Here is a 25,793-nt window from a genome sequence, read left to right as displayed (position 1 = left end):
CGCTAATACTTTGATGTGAGTTCGGAAAGAACGCCAAATGACCATGACATATCAGCTTATTTTGCAGGACAGGGTTTCTTTTTCCGGACGGGGCAACCCTGTCCGGAAAATCCGGCAAAAATGAAATTCCTTGTTAAACGTCATTTATTGATAAGCTGTCTATCAAAATATAATTCACCTGGGCCACAGCAACATGCTTTTCTGTTGCATCATAAAGATCAACTGAAACCGGGCACAAAGTCCGACCTAACTTTATCACTTTTGCTTTTACAGTAACATCGCTGAAACACGGAGCAAGAAACCGTATGTTCATATCCGTGGTCGTCAGCTTGACAAAGGGTCCTGTTTTCGTGAAAATTGCAAAGCAGGCCGTACTGTCGGCAATGGTCATTAACAATCCGCCGTGGAATGATTTAAACACCCCGTCATAGCTTAACTTTCTCTGAACCTTTGTCTCACAATATCCATCAGCAAGAGAAACAATTTCAATTTTTAACGTGTCAACTATCGGAATCTTATTTATCTCAGTAAGTATGTTATTTTTAAGTTCTTGTGATAATTCCATAATTTCTATTCTCCCTTACTCTGCTGCACGGAATGAAACCTTTAACAATTGCCATTTCCTCTCACGGTCTGACCGCTCATACGCTGATATTCGATGATCAAGTCTTTTTCTGTCATTCCTGTGAAAGCAGGAATCCACAGTTTCCGGAAACGCTGCATCATCATCGAGTGATATGAATTCAGGATGAATGTCTCATATTTTGAAGATTGTCAATAGAAAAACCCTGATTATAACGGATTTAAGGGAGGGCCGACCAGACCCTGTAAGGGCGGCATATTTGCAGCAACAGGTTTGCAATCCCCTGCACGCCCCGTGGGGGCGGCATATTTGCAGCTTCTTCGTGACGCGAAGCGTCTGTCCTGCATTCCCACGCGAGGCGTCACTGCCATTAAGTTAAGATAAAATATTAAAAATTTCTTGAGCTTGAATCATAACAGTATAAAATGATCTCCTGAATTCTGACATAAAAAATAATAATATCAGAGAGGAGGGTATCATGTCAAAAAAAATTCAGGCGGTCCAGCTTACAGACACATTCGCAGTTCGGAAGGGAGTCCCGGTATGCGGGTTTCAGACCTTCTGTTTTCTGATGCTCGCGCAGCTGCTTTTCAACCTTTTTTTTCTCCGCTCTCTGATTTGTCAGTTCAGCGGTGTCAGGACGGCCGGATGCTGTCTGTTTTTCAGGTATGATTTTTCCTTTCTGATGCAATATAAATATCTGACGCAATATATGTGCCAATATAGTACAAAAAATAAATTTTGTCTTCCCCAAAAAACAGCGCGACAAAAAAATTAAGGTTTTAATTAAAGCTTTGTGTATCAACGAATTAAATTTCATGCTTCAGAACTGACCCCAATATCCGAAAAAGGCAGTCTTACCGTAAAGGTGCTGCCTTTTCCCAGGTTGCTTTGAACTTCAATCGTGCCGCCATGACCTTCTGCCAGAATTTTGGCAAATGCCAGACCCAGACCAATGCCTTTGGCCCGGCTCGAGAAAAGCGGCTCAAAAATCTTTTCCAGATTCTCTTCAGGGACCCCCTCACCGGTATCTTTAAAAGAGACCACCCTTTCCGTTCCTGAACATTCCGAGCTGATGATGAGTTCTCCTCCCCGGGGCATTGCCTGAATTGCGTTGCAGATAAGATTTCCAAATATCTGCTCGATCTGGTCCGCGTCTGTCATCGTAATGACCCCAGGAGGGCTTTCAGAGAGATGTTTGACAATATTAATATTTCCAGGCATATTCGCACAGGACAGCGATTTCCGGATAACCTCGTTGATATCTGTATGATGCAGGACCGGCTCCTTGAGCCTGGCAAAGCTGAGAATCGTGCTGATGATCTTATCAGAGACCGCCACTTCCCTCTCCATAATTTCAAGAGATGAATTCACCTCTTCTTTTCTCTCTTTGATAACCATGTTGAGAAAATAAATGGCGTTTTTAATTGCCGCCAGAGGATTCCGCAGCTCGTGGGCGATATTGCCAGCCAATTGCCCCAGCGTGACCAGTTTTTCCTGATATACCAACTGATCCTGAGCCTCCCGGAGTTCCTTGGTGCGATCCTCAACCATTTCTTCAAGACGCTCTGAATAGATCTTTATCTCTGTTTCAGCCTGCTTTCGTTTTTCGATTTCACTTTCAAGCACTTTGTTTGCAGAGGCCAGGGCTTCTGTTCGTTTGGCTACGGTCCTTCGCAGCATCATTACCCAGCACAATGCCAGTGCCGCAAGTGCGAGTATGGAAGAAAGCCCGATAAAAAGCATTCTCTGAATCCGCTTTGCTTTTTCCTGCTGCTTCCGAATCGGATCAAAGACAAAATCTCCGGCATCAAATTCGCCTTTTATCACCCCGACATCTTTCAAAAACCCATGCATACGCCGCCAGCGGTTCGGATTCATATGTCCCAGCTGCACAATGGGATACAGCGTGAGTTCACGCACGCCTTTGCTTTGAAACCGATTGAAATCAAGAAAATTTCCCTTGACCATATAAATACGCGGCAGTTCACGGGTGATTTTTTCCGTGATTTTTTCCGGATGCTCCAAGGCATATTTCCAACCTTTCAAGCTTGCATCAATAAACTGTCTGACAGAATCCTGATGGTGTTCAAGCCAGTCCTGGCGCGTGAAAAGCGAATCCCCGTAAAAATCTATGCCATAACTTGACGGACGAAAGGTGATCAGTTTCAGCCCCGCGTGTTCAGCTTCATAAGGAACAGATATTTTGTATCCGGGCATCACATCCACACGCCCCGGAATCAGATGGGTGAATCCGCTTTCATGGGGATACGGCGGCACAAGGGAAATATCTATGCCTTCTGATTTGAGCATGGCCTGAAACTCCACATCAATCAGGTCATTGACCTTCCGGGCCACCCGTAGGCGGGTCAGATCTGCCAGAGAATTCAGTTCTGTTCCTTCTTTGGCATAGAATTCCGCCGCGCTCTGCTGAAAAATCACAGCCAGCACCACCAGGGGATAGCCTTTGTCCTTGCCCATGATAATATCAGCCGCACCCACGCCAAAATCCGCCTCTCCTTTGGCGACCGCTTCCACCGCGCTGAGTATCTTACCGTCAGCTTCAAGGGCGGATCGTATTTCCACATCAAAACCGGCCTGCTCATAATAGCCCTGCCATTTGGCTGCATAATATCCGGCAAACTGAAACTGATGGTCCCAGCGCAGTTGGAGCGTCACTTTTTCCGAGGCATTTGCAACGGTAACAGAAAAGAGAAAGACCCCCCCCACATAAACAAAGCGGATGCCAGAGATCGGGGAGACCATATATTTACATTTGGTAAGCAGCCAGGTTTCCGTAATTTATAAAATAAGTATTTAATGTCAAAGAAAAATGCTATCATCAGACATCTCCTTTTATTTTTTTCTCCAAAGGAAGTTTTACCATAAATGTACTCCCTTTTCCCACTTCGCTCCGTACTTCGATGTCACCACCGTGTCCCTCTGCCAGTGACTTGCTCAACGACAGACCAATGCCGGTTCCCCTGGATTTTGTGGTAAACAGCGGCTCAAAAATTTTATCCAAATGCTCCTCGGCAATGCCTTCTCCTGTGTCCGTGAAAAAAATGATCATCCAATCCGGGGATTGAATTTCTGAGCCGATGATCAGTTTTCCACCTTCAGGCATGGCCTGTACGGCATTTCGGATCAAATTTCTGAATATCTGGCTGAGATGGTCCGCATCCGCCTGAAAATCGGTGGGGATGTCATCTGTTCGGATGATCACTTCAATAGTTTTCGGAACTGAGGTCTGAGCCAGAATTTCCTGAATAAGACTGCTGATGTCTGTTTTTTGAAAGCAAGGCGGTTTTGAACGGGCAAAGCCAAGAAGGCTGTTAATGATCCGCTCAGAGATTCCCACTTCCTTTGCAATGATCCCGACTGTCTCTTTCATCTCCGGCTTTGCATCATCCATGATCATATTGAGAAAATAGACCGCATTCCTGATGGCTCCCAGGGGGTTTCGAAGTTCGTGGGCAATGCCTCCGGACAACTGCCCCAGCATGACCAGCTTTTCCTGTCTGCCCAGTTTGTCCCGGGTCTCTCTGAGGTCTTTTACAGTTTCCTCCAGCAGTTTTTCCGCGTGTTTACGTTCTTCGATTTCATCTTCAAGTTCTTTATTGGCCGAAATCAGGGCCCGGGTTCGTTTTGCCACTGCCTTGCGAAGTAGTATTATCCAGCATAAAGAGAGCAGCGCAACCATGAAAATGGAGAAAAGTCCGGTAAGCAGTATTTTCTGAATTCTGCTTGCTCTCTCCTGCCCCCGTCGCACAGGATCAAAGATAATATCTTCAGAAAATTCGCTTTCAACCACCCCGGCTCTTTTCAGGAAGGTATGCATACGCCGCCATCGGTTCGGATTGACGTGTCCCAGCTGCACAACCGGATACAGAGTGAGTTCCCTTATACCTTTGATCTGAAACTTATTCAGACCAATGAGATTAACTGAAGGAGCCGAACGAGTTAATTCATGAGTAATTCTGTCGGCAACCTCATCAGGATAATCAAGGGCATATTTCCAACCTTCCAGCGTTGCCTTGGCAAAACGTCTGACTGCCTCCTGATTTTCTTTAATCAGCTGTTTACGCGTAAAAAGCGAGTCTCCGTAAAAATCTATGCCATAGCTTGAAGGCCGAAAACTCTTCAGCTTCACTCCCCTGAAGTGTGCGTGATAAGGTACTGAGATTCTATATCCGGGCATCACATCAACACGCCCCTTTAGGAGATGCTCAAGCCCGATTTCATGGGGATAGGGAGGAACAAGTGCGGAGTCTATCCCTTCGGACTGGAGCATGGCCTGAAACTCCACATCAATCAGATCATTGACATTCCGGGCCACGCGCAGACGGGTCAGATCTGCCAGAGAATTCAGTTCTGTTCCTTCCCTGACGTAAAACTCAGCCGCGCTCTGTTGGAAAATCACAGCCAGGACCACCAGCGGATATCCTTTGTCCCTTCCCATGATAATATCAGCCGCACCCACACCGAAATCAGCGTCTCCTTTGGCAACTGCTTCCACCGAGCTGACAATCTGCCCGTCCGGTGTGACAGCAGATTGTATTGCCACATCAAAACCGGCCCGCTCATAATAGCCCTGCCATTTGGCTGCATAATACCCGGCAAATTGAAACTGATGGTCCCAGCGCAGCTGGAGCGTCACTTTTTCCGTGGCATTTACATTTTTAAAAGAAATGAGAATCAGAAAAACGAAGATGATCAGACCGACGAACAGCACATTGAGAGACATCCGAGTTTCAGTGTTCAGACACCGTATGTTTCCCCGAAAAGCCTGAAAACTTTTTTCGAAGTTGCAGAAAAATCCTCTCAAAAGTGTCAGAATTATTTTTTGTATCATAAGAATGTCCTTAAATGGCTCAGGTGGCAACAATCAGGAATTAAGTACCTCATTACAAGTTTTCGATAGCTGCCCGGTGAAGAAACCCGGCTTTTTTCCCCTGAAATGATTCGCCTCCCCTTTCGGAAAACCCCGGGCTTCTCCCCTGTCCTCGGAAAAAGATGTATAAAAATTTTTGCTCAGATATTTAAATTATCGGGCTATCCGGACTGCAAAGCCTGCTTTGCGAAAAGCCTCTGCCGTAGGTATTCTGTCAGATCACTCACAAAGCAGGCTTTGCAGTCCGGAAAATCTTTTTTAGCGTCTGTATCTTTCTTTTTCATTTTAATCCATGGCTTTTTTTTTCTGAATATCTTCAAGCAAGGTAAGAATCTCATCCATATCCAGAGGCTTATACAAAACACCATACGCGCCTTCCTGCAAAGCCTCCTGAACCAGTTCATCAACAGTATAGGCAGTCATCATGATCGCCACAGACTCACTCCTGATATCTCTGATCTTTTTGTAAGTCTCCACGCCATTTATGGGAGTCATCTTGATATCTATAAAAATAATGTCAAAGAATTCTTCCCTGATTTTTTCGAGAGCCTCGGGCCCGTCAGCAGCAGTAGCGACGCTGTAGCCTTTGTGCTTCAGCACAAACGACATGGTCATGCTCAGGCTGGTATTATCATCCACAATCAGAATGCTGGCTTTCTCTCCCATGACAGTTTCCTCCATATCATCTCCAGCTATAGCTTTTAAGCAAAAGATTGTCGGAAGCCGAGGAATTCGTAGGGTCGGGTTCTACCCCATATGCATCAGGCTAAGATTACAACCTACTGTTTTTATTAACTCTGATTTTGCCGGACGGGGTTGCAAACCCCGTCCGGCAGATCACGGATTAATAAAAACAATGAGTTACGATCTTAGCCTGATGCATATGGGGTTCTACCCCCCCACACACACTTTCCGTTTAATTTCAGATAATTATCTTTGATAGGGTAGAACCCCACCCTACGAATTCCTGAAAAACATTGTCTGAAAAACCATAGCTGTTTTTTAAAAAAACTCAATTCTCAATTCTCAATTCTCAATTCTCAATTCTCAATTCCCCAAAGCCCGCCTGATCGTATTCGCTATCTGATTTCTACGGGCAGGCTTTGTTATAAACTCTCGGATTCCCATATCCCGGGCTTTTTCTTTAGTAATCATCTCGCTGAATCCGGTACAAAGGATGATGGGTATATCAGGCCGGATCCGCATCATTTTTCTGGATAATTCCGCACCTGTCATATATGGCATGGTCATATCAGTGATGACAAGATCAAATTTTTCCGGTTGTTCACCGAATGCTTCCAAAGCGTCTCTGCTGTCAGTGAAAGTTGTGACATGATAACCTAACTGCTCCAACATCCGTTTTTCCATCTGAACAATCTTATCCTCATCATCAACAAGCAAAATATGCTCGTGTCCTGTGGAGATAACAGATTCATCGGATGTCGTTTCTGATGTCCGGGTCTCTGAATGAGTGCAGGGCAGATACACATGAAATACGCTGCCTTTGCCGGGTTCGCTGTGAACTGTGATATGCCCTTTATGGCTTTTGACAATCCCATGCACAACAGAGAGTCCTATGCCGGTGCCTTTGCCAGTATCTTTGGTGGTGAAATAGGGATCAAATATCCTTTCCATGACTTCAGGAGACATGCCCTGCCCGCTGTCTTTCACAGTCAGCTTCAGATATGACCCGGAGGCCAGATCATCTTTTAAAGCAATGTCTTGGGAACTGATTTGTTTTTCTTCCAGAGACACCTCCAGAACGCCGTATTTTTCACGCATGGCATGGTAGGCATTGGTGCAGAGGTTCATTATCACCTGATGTATCTGGGTCGAATCGGCAAAAACATAGCCGCATTCTTTGCTGATATTCTGGCGTATCTCAATGGTTGAAGGCAGTGAGGATCTCAGCAGCCTCATTGCTTCCTTGATGACGGGCTGAATTTTAACTGATGTCTTTTTATACTCGGTCCAACGGGTGAGGGTAAGAATCTGTTTCACCAGTTCCTTGGCGCGATTCGCTCCCTTGTACACCTCTTCCAGATCGCTTCGGACAGGGCTATCCTCAGGAAGTGATCCCATTGCCATATCTGTGTAACCAATAACAGGAAAAAGAATGTTATTGAAATCATGGGCAATGCCGCCTGCCAGGGTACCTATGGCCTCCATTTTTTTGGACTGGCGCAGCTGCATTTCAAGATGTTTGCGATTCGTCACATCCATGAGATATCCTTTGATCTCTTTTAATTCAGCCTGCTCATTAAAAACCCCCACAGTGTTTGTAACAATGTGGACAGGCGTGCCATCAGTACGGCGCATTTTTAATTCAAAATGTTCCAGCTTTTTTTCTTTTCTGAGCTGATCCAGAAATACCGTCAGTTCAGAAGGATCAGCATAAAGAGATTCAGTATTTGTATTCATTGCCTCATCAACAGATGAAAACCCGAAGATGTTTACAAATGCGGGGTTGCATGCAATCAGATGTCCTTCCGGGTCCGATATATATGCCCCTGAAAGATTGTCTTCAAAGAACTGACGATAACGTTCCTCGCTTTCCCGCAATGCTGCAAGGGCATTGTTATGTTCTCTCTGCAATTTCTGTTTTTCCATGGCCCTGGCAATAATCGCCAGCAGGTAATCCATATCAATCGGTTTGGTCACATAACTGAAAGCGCCCTTGTGCATTGTCTGAACTGCTGTATCCACCGAAGCATGTCCGGTGATGATCACAGCCTCGGTCTCGGGAGATAATGTCCTGATTTCTTCAAGAACCTCCGTGCCTGACATATCAGGGAGCATCAGGTCTATCAGAGCCAGGTGAAAAAATCTGTCCGATACCATCTCAATCGCTTCTTTTCCGTTGCTGACAGAAATCGGAGCATATCCCTTTGCCTTCAGAATCAGGCTCAGGGTTTCACGAATTCCTGAATTATCATCAATAATAAGAAGGTGTTGTTTATCCATTTGTGCTCTCCTAATATTTGAAACTTGATACTGGAAACTGGAAACTTGATACTGGAAACTTGATACTGGAAACTTGATACTGGAAACTTGATACTGAAAACTTGATACTGGAAACTTGATACTGGAAACTTGATACTGGAAACTTGATACTGGAAACTTGATACTGGAAACTTGATACTGGAAACTTGATACTGGAAACTTGATACTGGAAACTTGATACTGGAAACTTGATACTTGATACTGGAAACTTGATATTTTAAAGTTTAAAGTTTAAACTTGAAACCGGAAACTAACTTTTTTTATATGTTCTGAAAGTTGATGATAAATTAGATTCTTTTATTTTTAACTATTTTCAGTTCGCCGTCAAGCCGATGTTTAGCAAAACTTTTGACAGAATCAAGAGGATCGGGCCACGTCAACTAATTGAAAAATAAAAAAATCATTTAAATAACAGATTTTTTCAGGGGCCATATTGCATTTTTTACTATCAAAAAGGGAGTTATGGAATTTTATCACAACCGGGTCGGACTTTTCACTACAAGGATTTGATATAAAAAAGATTCTGACATATTCATTATAAATCCTTTTACCATGAAAATACATTCGGAAAAGCCGGGTTTTTTTGTCTGTTCCCACCACATATTTTCATGACCGGGGGTGAGAAACCATATGCATCAGGCTAAGACTGCCGGACGGGGTTTGCAACCCCGTCCGAAACGTTTGTTTTCGGGGGTCGGAAAATATTTCGGACGGGGTTGCAAACCCCGTCCGGCAGATCACGGGTTAATAAAAACAATGAGTTACGATCTTAGCCTGATGCATATGGGGTGAGAAACCCGGCTTTGTCATGAGCGTTTCTTATATCAAATCCTCGTAGCAAAGGCAGCCTGCTTTATAAAAAAATGGAATCCCATAACGCTCATTCTGGCGGCAAAAAATGCGACATAGGCCCCAAAACCGCCTATAAATGGAATGATTTTATTTATTTTACAGACAATTATCGTGGTCCGACCCCGATATGCAGAATTTTTATTGCCGAGTGTCAGAATTTATGTTAATTAACATATGTTTTTTCTGAATTTTGTCAGCCAATCCGTCTGAAACACTTTATTTTTTTTATAAAAAACAGCTTATGAAACATAAAATTTCTGCATTGCCTTTAGTGAATTTAACACCTTGCCTGAAAACTTTAATGATAATCCTTTCTGTTCTCCTGGTTTGCCAAGTTTCAGCAAAAGCAGAGATTCTCAGACTCGGGTTTAACATTAAAGATATGACTACGCTGGACCCGCATTTTGCCAATGACTCCCGGAAACGTGCCATCGCGGAAATGGTTTTTAACAGGCTGATCCGTTACAAACCAGGTGATGAAACCGGAACGCTTGAACCTGATCTGGCTGAAAATATCCCCCGGGAACCTGAAATTGCAGATGGCAGACAAGTCTGGACATTTAAGCTGCGAAAAGGGGTGATGTTCCACAAGGGACCGGAAACAGACCCCTATGAAATGACAGCTGATGATGTGGTCTATTCTCTGCAAAAAGCCGCGGAATGGGTAAGCCCGATCTACGCAGGTGACTACAGCGGCATGACCGTGGAAAAAGCAGGTGACTATTCCGTGAAAATTATTTTGGAAAAACCCATGTCCCCCACCCTTTTTATCCCCAGACTGGCAGCCTATCCGGGCGGTTTTATTGTCAGTAAAAAAGCGCTCCTGGCAATGCGTTACGAAGACTTTAAAACCCATCCCGTAGGCACAGGCCCCTTTATGATTGACAAACTCACCCCCAAAAAGAGCCTCAGACTGAGAGCCAATAAAGACTACTTCCGGAGCCGGCCGCTTCTCAGAAGCATTGATATCCGTTTTATTCCCAAACTCAAAACACGGGAGGCAGGTTTAAAAGCAGGTCGTCTGCATATCATTGACGGTGTGTCTGACACTAAATGGATTCGGAAGATGAAACGCCTGGCTGATGTTACCGTTGATCTGCAAGGAATCGGCGAGGCAACCATGCTCCATTTTAATACCTCGGTAAAACCCATGAATGACATGCGGGTTCGCAAAGCCATTGCTTACGCGCTGGACAGAAACGAATTTCTGAACTGTTTTGGCGGTCACCTGCTTGAGAAACTTTATTCTCCTGTGCCTGCGCAACTGACCGGAGGACTGAAACAAGAAAAGGTTAAAGAACTTAAACTGGATTATACAGCGGACCTGGAAAAAGCCATGTCCTTATTGGATAAAACAGAGTATGCCGACGGGTTCTCTCTGGAGCTGGTGACTTCTGAAAGACCAGTTTACCGCAAGTATTATGAATGCCTGAGAGATCAGTTGGAGGAGATAGGGATTGACTGTGATCTTAATGTGCTGGCCCACTCTTCCATGCACACACGGATTCGACAGGGGGAAAATCCCATTGTGATTTACATTGCCTGGCGTCCTGATGCTGATGCGATTCTGACCCGTTTTTTTCACTCTGATTCTGTTGTGCTGACAGGAGCGAAGCCGGACGCTAATTTCTCGCATTATGATAAAACAGACAAATTAATTAACGCGGCCCGGACCGAAATCAGCACAGAAGAACAAAACAGGCTTTGGAAATATGCCCAGATAAAAGTCCTTGATGATATGGCAGCCTATCCGCTTCATTACATAAAGCCGGTTCACGCGCGCAGGAAATATGTTGATTATGGATACGATATTACGCGGATGACACCTTATCCTTATATTACAGAAAAAACCAGAATTGTTAAGTAATTTTCAGCATACATACTGTTTCCGACAGCAGTTTCGAGGAGTGCAAAAATGAAGCGAACGCGGAATTTTTGCAAAAATTCCGCGTTCGCTTCATTTTTGCACTCCTTTTTTATTCTGAAAAGTTTTTGATCTGCTGATACTTAGGGCGATTTCCAAGAATGAACATGCCGGGTCTGTTCTTTTCCGGAAATCGCCTGGCACTTAACGCTTAACACCTAACACTTAACACCTCCTTTGATCTGACAATGAAAATTTATCCCAAAATACTGCTTACCACTTTCCCTCTGGTTCTTTTTCCCCTGTTGCTGGTCGCGGGCATGACCTATTTTTTTTCGCTTAATGCCCTGAACAGCATGGGCGACACCTGGCTGAAAGACAGACTGGCCGAAGTGACAGATATCGCTGAAAAATATAAAGAAGAACTGATCCGGTACGGTATGGACGACTCTGTTCCCCTTGTGCGGGAAGTTCAAAACGACACGCTCGCGAACATGGAATCCGTCAGAATCGGCGAAAACGGTTATGTCTTTGTCATCAGTCAGGGAACCATTATCAAACATTCTGATGCGTCCCTGGTAGGAAGCGACGTGACAAAACAAAAATGGTATGAGAACATCATTAATCAGAACCCGAATCACAGTTCTTCCCCCCCTGCCATCGCGTCCAAAGTGTCATCCGGCATTGCTTATTTGTTATCTGTTCTGAAGATTGAACTGCCTGTGAACATTTCCCACCTCTCTTCCTCGAAGGAGCGGATCCTCTATCCCTCACAACAAGGTGAGAATCATCTGGCAATGTATGAACATTTTCAACACTGGGATTGGTATATCTTCGTTGCAGGCCCGGAAAAAGAGATCTACGGGCAGGTCAGTGAAATAGGAAGCTATGTGCTGATTCTGGCGGTCGCGGTTTTGGTTATTATGGCCCTGGCGCTGATGCGTCTCACCCGGCGTCTCATATCGCCGCTGCGCCTGCTCACAGAGGGGGCAGAGCAGATCAGTAATGAAAATTTGGAGATTTATATTCCCGTGTTTACCCGGGATGAATTTGGCAAGCTCGCGGATGCTTTCAACAAAATGGCCGCCCAGTTGCAGCAGAATCTCAAAGTGTTACGGCACAATGAAGAGCGTTTCCGTTCCCTTATTGAAAATGCTTCGGATATCATCACCATCCTAAACGATGACGGCTTCATACATTATGAGAGTCCCTCTGTTGAACGGGTCCTCGGATATTCAACAGAAACCCTGATGAACAAGCAGATTTACGACTTTATTCATCCGGACGATTTGCCGGAGGTGATGGATGTTTTTACGGAAGTGAACCAGAATCCCGGTATCATACGGGCGGCAGAGTTCCGCTTTCGCCATAAGGACGGTTCCTGGTGTTTTTTTGAATGTGTTGCCAACAAGCCGTTGACTGACGCGGAGTTTATCGGTACCATTGTCAACTGGCGGGAAATTACCGAACGAAAAATAGTTCAGGAGGAATTGGAAAAAGCCAAAGAGCTGGCAGAATCCGCGAACCAGGCCAAAAGCGGATTTTTGGCAAATATGAGCCATGAACTGCGTACCCCGCTGAACGCCATCATCGGCTACAGTGAAATGCTCATGGAGGATGCCGAGGACATGGGGGAGGAGGCCTCTTTGGAAGAGGCCGTTCCAGACCTGGAAAAAATTCACGCGGCAGGAAAGCATCTCCTGGCCCTTATCAATGATATCCTTGATCTGTCAAAGATTGAAGCCGGAAAAATGGATATTTATCTGGAAACCTTTGACGTTCCAAGTCTTATTAAAGACGTGACAAACACCATCCGACCTCTGGTAGAAAAGAATGGCAATACCCTGGAAATCCGCTGCCCCGATGATATCGGGGAAATGCATGCGGATCTCACCAAAATCCGACAGGGACTTTTTAATCTGTTAAGCAATGCCTGCAAATTCACGGATCATGGGACAATTACCGTGACCGTGGCAAGAGAGACCGTGAGTCTGGCTGATATTTCCGAGGCTTCGGAACACATGAGACCTGAAAATTGGTTCATTTTCAGTGTGAGTGACACTGGCATTGGTATGACTGAGGAGCAGATGGGAAAGCTGTTTCAGGCTTTTTCCCAGGCTGATGCTTCAACCACACGCAAGTTCGGCGGCACGGGCCTGGGCCTGCTGATCACCAAACGATTCTGCCAGATGATGGGCGGAGATATCACCGTGGAAAGTGAATATGAAAAGGGAACCACCTTTACCATCCGAATCCCAACAGAAGTTACCGAATCCGAAAATGAACCGGCAGATGTCGCAGCAACCTCTTCGGAAGTGCCGGTCTCGGAAAGAGCGACGACGATCCTGGTGATTGATGATGACCCGAGCGTGTGTGACATGATGTATCGTTTCCTCAGTAAAGAAGGTTTTCGGGTGGAGACCAGTTCAGGCGGCGAGGAGGGGCTTCAGCTGGCCAGGGAGCTGCACCCTGATGCCATCACCCTGGATGTGATGATGCCCAGCATGGATGGCTGGACTGTTCTGACAAGGCTCAAGGCTGATCCCGAACTGGCGGATATTCCGGTAATTATGCTCACCATTATAGATGACAAAAACATGGGCTATGCGCTGGGCGCGTCCGATTATATGGCCAAGCCGGTTGACCGTGATCGTCTTGTTTCTATTCTGCGAAAATACCGAAGCACTGCCCCGCCTTTCCATGTATTGGTGATTGAGGATTCTGATCCCATGCGTAACATGCTTCGGAAGATATTGGAGAAAGAAGGGTGTGCGGTGATTGAGGCGGAGAATGGGCGCGTGGCATTGGAGCGGGTTGCCGAAACCCGGCCCGGTCTGATTTTACTGGACCTTATGATGCCGGAAATGGACGGATTTCAGTTTATAACTGAATTGCGGGCCAATGAGTCCTGGCGATCCATTCCTGTGGTGGTCATTACTGCCAAAGATATCACCCGGGAAGAGCGTCAGCAGTTAAACGGATATGTGCATAAGATTCTTCAGAAAGGCGTTTATACCCGGGAAACGCTGCTCAGAGAAGTGCGTGATCTGATAGCTGCTGGCCGCTCAGGGAAATTAGCTGAAAAGCCATAACTTTCGAATGTCTGATCTTCCTATGCCGTCTGACTTACGGACCACACGATTAAATAAATTTTGAAGGCTGAGGACCAGGCCGTCTAAATTACCTGCTTTCAGCAGATCGAAAAGTTTTCGGCACAAAAGGAGTGCAAAAATAGAGCGAAGCGGTTTTTTGCACCGTGTATTAAAAAAATTCCGGCAGGATGCAAAAAACCGCTTCGCTCTATTTTTGCACTCCGGAAAAGATTTTCGACTTACTGAGTTTTATTTGTCCGAAAAACCGCTTCGCTCTATTTTTGCACTCCGGAAAAGATTTTCGATTTACTGAGTTTTATTTGTCCGAAAAACCGCTTCGCTCTATTTTTGCACTCCGGAAAAGATTTTCGACTTACTGACTTTTATTTGTCCGAAAAACCGCTTCGCTCTATTTTTGCACTCCGGAAAAGATTTTCGACTTACTGACTTTTATTTGTCCGAAAAACCGCTTCGCTCTATTTTTGCACTCCGGAAAAGATTTTCGACTTACTGACTTTTATTTGTCCGAAAAACCGCTTCGCTCTATTTTTGCACTCCGGAAAAGATTTTCGATTTACTGAGTTTTATTTGTCCGAAAAACCGCTTCGCTCTATTTTTGCACTCCGGAAAAGATTTTCGACTTACTGACTTTTATTTGTCCGAAAAACCGCTTCGCTCTATTTTTGCACTCCGGAAAAGATTTTCGACTTACTGAGTTTTATTTGTCCGAAAAACCGCTTCGCTCTATTTTTGCACTCCGGAAAAGATTTTCGACTTACTGAGTTTTATTTGTCCGAAAAACCGCTTCGCTCTATTTTTGCACTCCGGAAAAGATTTTCGATTTACTGAGTTTTATTTGTCCGCTTTCTGTTCCCCCTTCGGCAGGCTCAGGGGCACGGCGTTCCTTCGGCAGGCTCAGGGCACGGCGTTCCCCCGGCAGGCTCAGGGCACGGCGTTCCCCCGGCAGGCTCAGGGCACGGCGTTCCCCCGGCAGGCTCAGGGCACGGCGTTCCCCCGGCAGGCTCAGGGCACGGCGTTCCTTCGGCAGGCTCAGGGGCACGGCGTTCCTTCGGCAGGCTCAGGGGCACGGCGTTCCTTCGGCAGGCTCAGGGCACGGCGTTCCTTCGGCAGGCTCACGCGTTCCCTGAGCTTGTCGAAGGGAAGGGAAGGAAAACTGATTTCTGATGATTTTGCCCGGTTCCCCGACATCTCTCATATATCCGATCCTCAAAATATAACTTTTGTATTACACTTTCCTGTTTTTATCGAAAGAATTCTGACACATTTTTTTTGATATCAGGAGACATGAAAATGTCTGTTGACATAAGGGGAAAGACTGCTTGCGCATCAAAAGATAACTATTTGTTTTTTTATCATTTAAATAAAATATCAGTTATAAATGGAATATTATCAAATTTCTGCTCGAATAATTAAAAAATGAATGATATATAAATTTATGATTTTTTTTCTTGACTAAAAATAAGGAATAATATATACGGTCTTTAACAAATAAATACGGTTCAGTTAATTATGGGAATACAAGAAAGAAAAAAACGGGAAAGAGAAAGAAGGCGGCAACAGATCATGATCGCTGCCAAAAGGGTGTTTTCTGTCAGGGGCTTTAACAGGGCAACCATGGAAGATATTGCCAAAGAAGCGGAACTTAGCCCGGGTACCCTTTATCTTTATTTCAAAAACAAAGATGAACTGTTTTCGTCCCTGTCTATCAGAATCCTTCAATATCTGAATCTGAGACTGGAGCATGTTGTCAATAACGAGAAAGAAATGACTTCTGACCAGAAAATTGAGGCATTAAAGGAAGTCATGTACGATGTTTACGAGTTTGATCCGTTAATTCTTATCAACATGTTTCATCTTCAGTCAAGTGATACGCTTAAAAACTTATCCCCTCAGCTTCTGGCTGACCTTAAAAGCCTGTCTCGCAACTCTCTTGGCCTCATGGCCAGGATATTTGAAGAGGGAATAAAAAAAGGGGATTTTACAGATAAGCATCCGATAGCACTTGCTGATATCGTCTGGGCGATATTTTCGGGCCTTGTTCTCTGGGAAGAAAGCAAACGAATTATTAATGATGATAAAAACTATTTAAAAGAGACCCTTGAAGTTGCATTTGAAATATTCGGAAGGGGAATAAAATCAGAAAGGAATAAAAAATATAACAAATAGGTGTTGGTATCTGAGTGTCCGAAGATTTGAGTCATGAAAGGACTTAAACCTCGGTACTTAACACCTAACACATTAAAAAAATTAAAAACACTTAAACACATTGGTTGTGTTCCAGTTCCGGATATAAGCGATGTAATACCTTAAATCAATTTGGTAAATATCAGAGGATATCCAGATTTGGAACACTCCCGACACTTTTTAAGGAGGACACATGGCAGAGAAAGAAGTTATGGAAACATCCGAGGCTCAGATTGCTGTTCATTGGGGGGAAGAGGAATATTATCATCCTTCTCCGCAGTTTATTGCACAGGCAAACATGACAGATGCGGACATTTATGACCGGTTCAGTCTGGATAATTTTCCTAATTGCTTTAAAGAATATGCGGACCTTTTAGACTGGTACGAATACTGGGACACGATCCTTGACACCAGTGACGCGCCGTGTTGGAAATGGTTTGTGGGCGGAAAAATCAACGCCAGCTACAATTGTGTTGACAGACATCTTGCCAAACACAAAAATAAAACAGCCATTCATTTTGTCCCGGAACTTGAAGAAGAAAAAGTCGAACACGTCACCTATCAGGAACTTTATGTAAGGGTGAACGAGATGGCCGCGCTTCTTCAGGATTTTGCAGGTTTAAAAAAAGGAGACCGGGTCACGCTTCATCTGCCAATGAGTCCGGAACTCCCCATCACCATGCTGGCCTGCGCCCGGCTCGGTGTGATTCACTCCCAGGTATTCGGCGGTTTCAGCGGCAAATCGTGCGCGGACAGAATTGTGGATTCCGGAAGCAATGTTCTGATCACCATGGATGCATACTACCGGGGCGGCAAACTCATTGACCACAAAGAAAAAGCAGATACTGCTTTTGAGGAAGCCAAAAAAGAAGGGCAGACTGTTGACAAGGTATTGATTTGGCAACGCTATCCGGGGAAGGTTTCCGCAGAAACCCCCATGGTTGAGGGCCGTGATTATTTTGTAAATGATGTACTGAAAGACTATTACGGCAAAAGAGTGGACCCGGTTCCCGTGCCGGCCGAAGATCCCCTCTTTCTTATGTACACCAGCGGCACCACGGGAAAACCCAAGGGATGCCAGCACAGCACCGGCGGTTATCTTGCCTATGTGACTGGCACATCAAAATTTGTCCAGGATATTCATCCCGAAGATGTTTACTGGTGCATGGCGGATATCGGATGGATCACCGGCCATTCCTACATTGTCTATGGTCCCCTGTCCTTAGGCGCGTCCACTGTCATTTACGAAGGCGTCCCCACCTATCCGGACGCGGGCCGTTGCTGGCGAATTGCCCAGGACCTTGATGTCAATATTTTCCATACTGCCCCCACCGCCATCCGCGCACTGCGGAAAGTCGGTCCTGATGAACCTGCAAAATACACTTACCACTTCAAACATATGACCACCGTGGGAGAGCCGATTGAGCCTGAAGTCTGGAAATGGTATCACAAAGAGGTCGGAAAAGGTGAGGCCATTATCGTGGATACATGGTGGCAGACAGAAACCGGCGGTTTTCTCTGTAGCACACTGCCGGCACTTACACCCATGAAACCGGGCAGCGCGGGTCCGGGTATGCCGGGTATTCATCCGATCATCTATGATGAAGATGGAAATGAGCTTCCGGCCGGCGCGGGCAAGGCAGGGAATATCTGCATACAAAATCCGTGGCCCGGGGCATTCCAGACCATATGGGGGGACCGGGACCGGTTTGTCACAAATTATTATGAAAGATATTGCAAGAATCCGGACAGCAAGGACTGGCGGGACTGGCCTTATCTTACCGGTGACGCGGCAACACAGGCCGAGGACGGCTATTATCGTATTCTGGGCCGGATTGACGATGTGATCAATGTTTCAGGACACCGTCTGGGAACCAAAGAAATTGAGTCTGCCGCCTTGGTTGTGCCGGAAGTGGCAGAAGCGGCAGTTGTTCCTGTGGCCCATGATATCAAAGGAAAAGAACCGGATCTTTATGTTTCTTTGAAACCGGGATTTGAGGCCACTGATGAACTGGCTGCCAAAGTTTCAAAGACGATTGTGGATGAAATCGGAGCCATTGCCAGGCCCAGAAAAGTCTGGCTTGTGTCTGATATGCCAAAAACCCGGTCCGGTAAAATCATGCGCAGGGTACTTGGTGCCATTTCCAACAAAGCGGATGTGGGAGATGTCATGACACTGGCAAATCCTGAGATTGTTGAGGAAATTACGAAGATGGTTCAGGGATAATCATCCGCCTGAAGATTGAGCGATCAGCTATCACATTCATGCAGCTATCAGGATTGTTATGACGGAACAGAGACCCCGTCCGGTAAAAAGGCAATGCGGTTGACCTAAGGCTCCGGAGTGCGAAAAATGTTTTTTCGCAATTGCAAAAATATAATTTTTGCACTCCGGAGCCGCCCGGAACTTTTTCGGTCTGACAGCATTGCCTGCAAAAAGGAGGGGTGACAGATGCGGAAACATATATTTGGTAAACGCTGACTCCTGAAAGCTGATGGCTCATCTTTTCTCATACTTACGACAGGTGTTTTCTTGGCGGTCGGATAGTTATCAGTCCCTCGGGTCTCATTCGGAGATACGGTCCGGCTTATATTTTTGCCTTGTCTTACATCCTCACCTTTCCCACCAGCGGGACTTTTTTTCCAAAAGAACATGACTGTCAGGTAAGAGATACAAGTTTATCATTTTTGATGATAAAAGTACCTGAAAAATGATGGACAGGTACTCAGGGAACTTCAAATAAACGCTCATGAAAAACCCGGGTTTTTCGCCCCCGGTTATGAAAATATTTTCAGATAAAAAACCTGGCTTTTCAATCAGAAAATGTCATGTTCTCCGCGCCTGTCCTGCATGTCGGGTATTTTATTTTTGGTTATGTATCCCTGTTATCACTTAGCGAGTTAAGACTGACCATTGGAAACTCGTCAATCTTAAAATCGGAAATCATCAATAAGGAGGGAACAGGCATGAAAGCAGAAGCGTTATGGATAGCAGGCATTATTATTTTTTCAATACTGTTTACCGCATCATTGGGATGGGGAACTTGGGGGTAAATATAAGTGAAGAATGAATAATGTCGCAGTAGTGGAAACTGATGAAGCGCCAATTGATATTATTATTAAAATTCAAATCCGATCTTGTTTTTTTGATTTCTCAAATTCTCGTTTCTCGTTCCCACGCTTTGCGTGGGAATGCAGCAAGAGGCTTCGCGTCCTGCATAACATCCCATGAAAATTTTTTTCAAATTCTCGTTCCCACGCTTTGCGTGGGAATGCAGCAAAGACGCTTCGCGTCCTGCATAAACACTGATTATAACGGATTTAGAGGAGGGACGACCAAGCCTTGTAAGGGCGGGCATATTTGCAGCAGCAGGCTCACAGCCCCCCCGACAGGCCCAATGCTGTTGACTTCGGCAATTCCGAACAGATCCGGAGTGCAAAAATTATATTTTTGCGCCTGCGAAAAAGCATTTTTCGCACTCCGGAAAAGATACCGGAAAACCCGCTTACGCTTAAGTCAACAGTATTGCCCGACAGGCCCCGTAAGGGCGGTCTATTCGCGGCATGATTTGCCCAAATATGTCGCCCCGCGGGGCTTTGCCTCATATGCATCAGGCTAAGACTGCCGGACGGGGTTTGCAACCCCGTCCGAAACGTTTGTTTTCGGGGGTCGGAAAATATTTCGGACGGGGTTGCAAACCCCGTCCGGCAGATCACGAGTTAATAAAAACAATGAGTTACGATCTTAGCCTGATGCATATGGGGCTTTGCCTGCCTAAATCCGTTATATTCGATCTCGATGTTCAAGTTTTTGCTGTCATTCCGTTCAGCGTGAGCTCAGACTTCGGCAAGCTCAGTCGGACCGTCGGACGGAATGACAGTTTTTTTTGTCCGAATCGGATCAAAAAAACTTGATCATCGAGTTATAATCAGTATAAATAAGTACCTGAGCAAAAGTTCTTATATATTTTTTCCTGCGAACGGCGAAAAAAACCGAGTTTTTCCTGTGAAGGAGAGCGCATAATCCCAGGAAAAACCGTGTTTCTTTTCCAGGGAAATATCAAAAAAATTATGGCCTGGTACTTAACACTCAATGTGCGATACTGGTCCGAGGCATGTATCCTCACTCACCGCGGAGCATCTCGAACTTGAGTTCCCACTCCGGATCGTGGGAACGAAACCATGAAGGAAAACATAAATCTATGGGAATAGCAGGAGATATTGTCATTATTGTGGTGGCCTCGCTAGTCGGCGGCCTGATTGCCCAAAAACTCAGACAGCCCCTGATTCTGGGCTATATTCTGGCCGGAGTGCTGGTCGGCCCTTACACCGGCGGTGTGACGGTTTCCGGAATACATGAAATCGAGCTGCTGGCCGAAATCGGCGTAGCCTTGCTGCTTTTTGCACTGGGCCTGGAATTCTCTTTGAAAAAACTGAAACCCGTGCGCCATGTCGCGCTCATCGGCACGCCCATACAAATCATCCTGACCATTGCTTACGGTTTTGCCATCGGGTGGTGGCTGCTGGAATGGGACTGGATTTCCTCACTCTGGTTAGGTTCGCTGATGTCACTGTCCAGCACCATGGTCATTCTGAAAACACTGATGAACCAGGGATGGATGGGAACGCTCTCCAGCCGGGTGATGATCGGGATGCTGATTGTTCAGGACCTGGCAGTCGTGCCCATGATGATCATTCTGCCCCAGCTGAACAATCCCAAGACCGGTCTTCCGCTTCTGATACCGGCATTTCTGAAAGCCGCCCTGTTTCTGGTGCTGATGATTTTCATCGGCACCCGGCTGCTTCCCCGACTGATGCGTCATATTGCCCAATGGAACTCACGGGAATTATTTATTCTGGCAATCACCGGCATCGGGCTGGGAATCGGCTATGCCACTTACCTGTTCGGACTGTCATTTGCTTTTGGCGCGTTTGTGGCCGGCATGGTTCTGAGCGAGTCTGATTACGGATATCAGGCACTAAGTGACATCATTCCTCTGCGAGACCTTTTCGGACTGCTGTTTTTCGCATCCGTGGGCATGCTCCTGGACCCGGGATTTTTAATCGCCAATCTGGGCAAAGTGCTGGCCATGGTAGTGCTTGTTGCCCTGGGAAAAGGCATTATATTTGCTGTGTTGCCCAAAGCCTTCGGATATGGGAATGTTGTTCCGCTGGCCGTGGGGCTGGGGCTTTTTCAGATCGGAGAATTTTCTTTTGTGCTGGCCAGAATGGGTATTCATACAAAATCCATCGGCCCCGAGGTATATTCCTTAATCCTCACGACAGCTATTATGACCATGATTCTCACGCCTTTTGTCTCCGGACTGACCGCGCCTCTGTACGCATTCCGAAGGCGTCATTTCAGACATGAGCCATTACAGACTGTCAACCTGCCCCGAACAGGACTCCGGGATCATGTGGTTATTGCCGGCGGCGGACGAGTCGGTCAGCATGTGGCAAAGGTTCTGCAAGGGCTGAAACTGGCCTTTGTCATCACAGAATCGGATTACCGTTGCTTTGAAGCATTCAAAGCCGAGGGGCTGCCAGTGATTTACGGAGATGCAAGCCAGACGATTGTTCTGGAAGCAGCGAAAATCAAAACCGCCCGTCTGCTGCTGATCACCGTGCCAGCGATCATTGTCTCACAAACCATTGTCCGACATGCCCGCCAGCTGAATCCGATGCTGAATGTTGTTGCCAGAGCCGAAGGCATAGATCAGATGAAAGCATTGTATGACAGCGGGGTTTACGAAGTGGTGCAGCCAGAATTCGAAGCCGGTCTGGAAATCACCCGGCAGGCATTGCTTCATTTACAGATTCCCGCGCCTGATATCCAGCGATATACCGACGAAATACGGCGGGAATTATACGCGCCGCTTTATGAGACAACCTATGAATACCGGACAATTGCTCAACTTCAAAACGCCGGAAATCTGCTGGAACTGACATGGGTGAAACTGGATTCTGCCAGTTCTCTGAACGGACAGACTATCGGAGAAGCAGACATACGGAGCCGTACCGGTGCCTCTGTTGTGGGGGTGTTGCGTGACGGAACATTTTTTCCCAATCCCGATGCAGAATACCGCTTTGCAGAAGGCGATATAGCCGCAGTGATCGGCTGTTATCAGGAGTGCGGTGCATTTCAGACATTATCCGAATCTGCCGAGAGATGATTCAGAACTGATAGGCGAAAAACTTTTTTCTTGTTTTCTCTTTCTCTTACAAATTGAGATACGGGACGTGAAACGTCCTCTCTGCATTCCCACGCAAAGCGTGGGAACGAGGAGAAAAAAATCGAGGAACTTTCAGAAATTCAGTACAAATCCGCACATAACCCTGAATCCGTCATCCGGATATCCGTGATGGACTTCAAAATCATTGTCAAACAGGTTTTGGAAATGGACAAAAGCTTCGGATGAAAGGGCTTTATAAGTAAACGGCTGAATGATTTTCAGGTCTGCGGAATGGTACGCGTCCAGCTTTTGAGTATTGCTGTTATCCAGACTGCCGTAATGACGGCTGACTGCTCTGAATATGGCCTCGATTTTTGTATCCGCGTCAGGCAGCGAATACTTGAGCGTAAGTTTGAATTTATGGCGGGGCGCATACGTCAGTTCTTTGTCAGTTTCCCTGTTTTCAGTTTTTTGTAAAATATAGCTGATATCTGTGGAAACATTTTCCCATCCCTGGTATTTCAGGGAAAGCTCCGCGCCCTGTCTGTAAGCCTTGTAAATATTTCTCGGGCGGTAAATCATATCTTTATCTCTGTCATAAGCAATCAGGTTCTTGTTATCTGTTCTGAACAGGCTGGCTTCAAAAACTGAGTTTTTCCCGAATTTATGCTCAATCCCAATATCGTATGACCATATGTTTTCTTCGGTTAAGTCCGGGTTCCCCCCGACCTGGTCCATTGATCCGTGAGCAGGCTGATACAACTGGCTGAAACTCGGCACTTTTACAGAATATCCGACATTTGCTTTCAGTAAGCTGTTTTTCCCCGGGGCATAGCTCATTCCCGAAGAAAACGCGGGAAACCATCCAAAGTCATTGGTATAGTCTCCCCGAAGCCCGAAGGTCCCGGTGATGTTGCTGATATCCCGGTCAAACTGGGTATGGAGAGAAAGTTTTTCCCGGTGATGATCCCCGGAAAGAGTATGGTCCACAGCATCTCTTTCAAGGATTCCCCCCACACGGAGCGCGTGCGTGTCATCTTTGGCCCATACACTGTCTCCCTTTATTCCGATTTTGAAAACATCCAATGTGGAGGTGGCACCGGACTGAGAGGTGTCTTCGAGACGCACCGCATCTGTATAAGTTTTAAGAGAAAAATCACCAGTTTCCCCGATAAAACCTTTAAAGCGAAAATCAAGCGAGCCTTTGTCGTATTGCTGCCTGGCATCGGGCGTGGGATTGTCAGTCGGACCTGCTGAACCGTGTTCTGAGTGATAATATCTGCCGTTCAGATCATACTGACTCTGGTTTTCTGTTTTTTTATCCCAGTGAAAGCTGAAATTTCCGGTATCTTTGTCGCTGTTTTCCCGTTTGCCGTCACGATGTCCTCCGCCTGCCGTCAGCATGACAGTGCCCTCAGACCGGGGAATGACATAACTCCCTGCGATGCTTGCATTACCATAAGAACCGCCGTTTATCTTCAGTTGTATGGCATGTTTTTTCTTTTTCTCAGTCTGCGTTTCCTCCAATTCATGCGTGATGATACTGATGGCTCCGGCAGAAGCCCCGGGACCCAGCCACACCGGAACCGGCGGCTTAAATACGGTGACGGATTTCACAATGTCAATGGGAATCGTACTCAGATCAACACTGCCATACTGACTGGTGTTCATGGGTCTGCCGTTGATGAGTACCAGCACGCTGCCCGACCCGGCAGAACCGCGGATTGAAATCCGGGTGCCCATGCCTGTGCCGGACTGGCGCACATCCACTCCCGGCATGGTGTCAATGGCTTCTCCGATATCCATGAAATGGCGTTCCTGTATCTCTTTTCGTTCAAGAATCGTCACCCGCCGGGGATGATTTCTGACGTATTCTTCCAGCTTTTCAGCGGTCACAGTGACAGCTTCCAGTGTATGCGCCTCTGTATCCGGGGAATGATGTTGAGCCGCAGCCGGCAGGGAAAAGCTGGTGCATAAAGACAGACAAATCAGAATACAGAACACGATATTAAAATATTTCATCATAATTTCTCGCTTCTTGTTTGTTAGGGGTACCAGGATCGGGCCACGCCGGCCAATTGAAAAAATCATCAAATTCATAAATAATCCCGGCTAACTGAAAGCTTTCCTGCCCCTTTTTTTTATTTAATTTTATATAGCTGTCCCGGGTCCGATCCTATCACTCCCTTTTTGATAGCAAAAAAAACACGACATAGCCCCTGAAAATGCCTGAAATCGGAACAAGGTTGCTGATTTTTCCATTGGTTGGCGTGGCCCGACCCTCTTAACCCCTCTTTACAAAAAACAAAAAAGGGTTATGGCAATAAAAGCCATAACCCTTTAAATTCAGTGGCGCGCCCGGCAGGATTCGAACCTGCGACCTACGGATTCGTAGTCCGGCACTCTATCCAGCTGAGCTACGGGCGCACAAAAAACACCTCTCTGAAGCATGTTTAAATGCCTTTTACGCTATATTAATCGCAATGTCAATGATAAGTTGAAATATTTTTATAACAATTGCATTAAAATTTATATTTATTTAAATATCAAAAAATTATAATTGGATTTTGAACATTTGAATTTTTTATACTATTTTTTTGAAAAATATTTTTTGATCAAAACGAAAAATATTGATAATGATCAATATCATGGATAAAAATCACATAGAAATGATGAAACTGGCATTAACCGAGGCCCAAAAAGCCGGACAAAAAGAGGAGGTTCCTGTGGGGGCAGTCATTGTTGCTGAAACAGGAAACATCCTTTCTGCGGCCCATAATCAGACCATAACGCGCTCAGACCCTACGGCACATGCGGAAATACTGGCTTTACGTGAAGCCGCCCGGAAAATTCAGAATTACAGGTTATTAAATACAACCTTGTATGTGACGATTGAACCGTGTATGATGTGCATGGGAGCCATTATTCATGCCAGAATATCAGCAGTTGTTTTTGGCGCAAATGATCCCAAATGGGGCAGTGCCGGTTCTTTATATGATTTTTCAAATGACAGCCGGTTAAATCACCGCCTCAGCATCATACCTGGTATATGTGAGGCAGAATGCAGAACACTGATTCAGGATTTTTTCCGGGCAAGACGGAAACTTGAAACTTGATGCTTGAAACT

The 25,793-nt window shown here is 45.8% G+C and carries 14 protein-coding genes and 1 tRNA gene; 7 read left to right on the top strand and 8 right to left on the bottom strand.

What is annotated here, in order from left to right; genetic code table 11:
* Positions 1-133 precede the first annotated feature (133 nt).
* The 5 genes from dnm_RS08230 to dnm_RS08210 form a co-directional block, all read right to left on the bottom strand.
* On the bottom strand, positions 134-565 hold the full coding sequence (locus dnm_RS08230; protein WP_207682194.1) for a PaaI family thioesterase: 432 nt from the start codon (positions 563-565) through the stop codon (positions 134-136).
* 834 nt (positions 566-1,399) lie between these two features.
* Positions 1,400-3,349: an ABC transporter substrate-binding protein gene (locus dnm_RS08225; RefSeq protein WP_207682193.1), complete on the bottom strand. Its 1,950-nt coding sequence runs from the start codon at positions 3,347-3,349 to the stop codon at positions 1,400-1,402.
* A gap of 76 nt (positions 3,350-3,425) precedes the next feature.
* Complete coding sequence (locus dnm_RS08220; protein ID WP_207682192.1) at positions 3,426-5,438, bottom strand: ABC transporter substrate-binding protein; 2,013 nt, start codon at positions 5,436-5,438, stop codon at positions 3,426-3,428.
* Positions 5,439-5,762: 324 nt separating this feature from the next.
* Positions 5,763-6,158, bottom strand: a complete 396-nt coding sequence (locus dnm_RS08215; RefSeq protein ID WP_207682191.1) for a response regulator — start codon at positions 6,156-6,158, stop codon at positions 5,763-5,765.
* A gap of 366 nt (positions 6,159-6,524) precedes the next feature.
* Positions 6,525-8,441 (bottom strand): response regulator, encoded by a 1,917-nt coding sequence (locus dnm_RS08210; RefSeq protein WP_207682190.1) that lies wholly within the window; start codon positions 8,439-8,441, stop codon positions 6,525-6,527.
* Positions 8,442-9,633: 1,192 nt separating this feature from the next.
* Here dnm_RS08210 and dnm_RS08205 point away from each other — a divergent pair.
* Both dnm_RS08205 and dnm_RS08200 read left to right on the top strand, forming a co-directional pair.
* Positions 9,634-11,199, top strand: coding sequence for an ABC transporter substrate-binding protein (locus tag dnm_RS08205; RefSeq protein WP_207682189.1), 1,566 nt, complete (start codon positions 9,634-9,636; stop codon positions 11,197-11,199).
* 245 nt (positions 11,200-11,444) lie between these two features.
* A complete protein-coding gene (locus dnm_RS08200) occupies positions 11,445-14,288 on the top strand; it encodes a response regulator (RefSeq protein ID WP_207682188.1) in 2,844 nt (947 codons plus the stop codon).
* An 811-nt stretch (positions 14,289-15,099) separates the two neighbouring features.
* Here dnm_RS08200 and dnm_RS08195 read toward each other — a convergent pair.
* Positions 15,100-15,348 (bottom strand): hypothetical protein, encoded by a 249-nt coding sequence (locus tag dnm_RS08195; protein ID WP_207682187.1) that lies wholly within the window; start codon positions 15,346-15,348, stop codon positions 15,100-15,102.
* Between the two features lie 470 nt (positions 15,349-15,818).
* Here dnm_RS08195 and dnm_RS08190 point away from each other — a divergent pair, with 470 nt between their 5' ends.
* From dnm_RS08190 to dnm_RS08175, 4 genes are all read left to right on the top strand, one after another.
* Entirely contained in the window at positions 15,819-16,475 is a 657-nt protein-coding gene (locus dnm_RS08190; protein WP_207682186.1) for a TetR/AcrR family transcriptional regulator, read from the top strand.
* Positions 16,476-16,686: 211 nt separating this feature from the next.
* Positions 16,687-18,720, top strand: coding sequence for an acetate--CoA ligase (gene acs / locus dnm_RS08185; RefSeq protein ID WP_207682185.1), 2,034 nt, complete (start codon positions 16,687-16,689; stop codon positions 18,718-18,720).
* A 602-nt stretch (positions 18,721-19,322) separates the two neighbouring features.
* Positions 19,323-19,547, top strand: coding sequence for a hypothetical protein (locus dnm_RS08180; RefSeq protein WP_207682184.1), 225 nt, complete (start codon positions 19,323-19,325; stop codon positions 19,545-19,547).
* 1,148 nt (positions 19,548-20,695) lie between these two features.
* Positions 20,696-22,666 carry a monovalent cation:proton antiporter family protein gene (locus dnm_RS08175; protein ID WP_207682183.1) on the top strand — a complete coding sequence of 657 codons (1,971 nt, stop codon included), beginning with the start codon at positions 20,696-20,698 and terminating at the stop codon, positions 22,664-22,666.
* A gap of 132 nt (positions 22,667-22,798) precedes the next feature.
* Here dnm_RS08175 and dnm_RS08170 read toward each other — a convergent pair whose 3' ends face one another.
* Positions 22,799-24,691 (bottom strand): TonB-dependent receptor plug domain-containing protein, encoded by a 1,893-nt coding sequence (locus tag dnm_RS08170; RefSeq protein WP_207682182.1) that lies wholly within the window; start codon positions 24,689-24,691, stop codon positions 22,799-22,801.
* Positions 24,692-25,016: 325 nt separating this feature from the next.
* Positions 25,017-25,093, bottom strand: a tRNA-Arg gene (locus dnm_RS08165).
* 221 nt (positions 25,094-25,314) lie between these two features.
* On the opposite strand from dnm_RS08165, the gene tadA reads away from it, so the two are divergent.
* Entirely contained in the window at positions 25,315-25,782 is a 468-nt protein-coding gene (gene tadA, locus dnm_RS08160) for a tRNA adenosine(34) deaminase TadA (protein WP_207682181.1), read from the top strand.
* The last annotated feature ends 11 nt before the right edge of the window (positions 25,783-25,793 follow it).

The organism is Desulfonema magnum (assembly GCF_017377395.1).
Classification (GTDB): Bacteria; Desulfobacterota; Desulfobacteria; order Desulfobacterales; family 4be13; genus Desulfonema_C; species Desulfonema_C magnum.
Note: the sequence above shows the minus strand (reverse complement) of the source record. Positions and strands in the feature narration are given on the sequence as shown.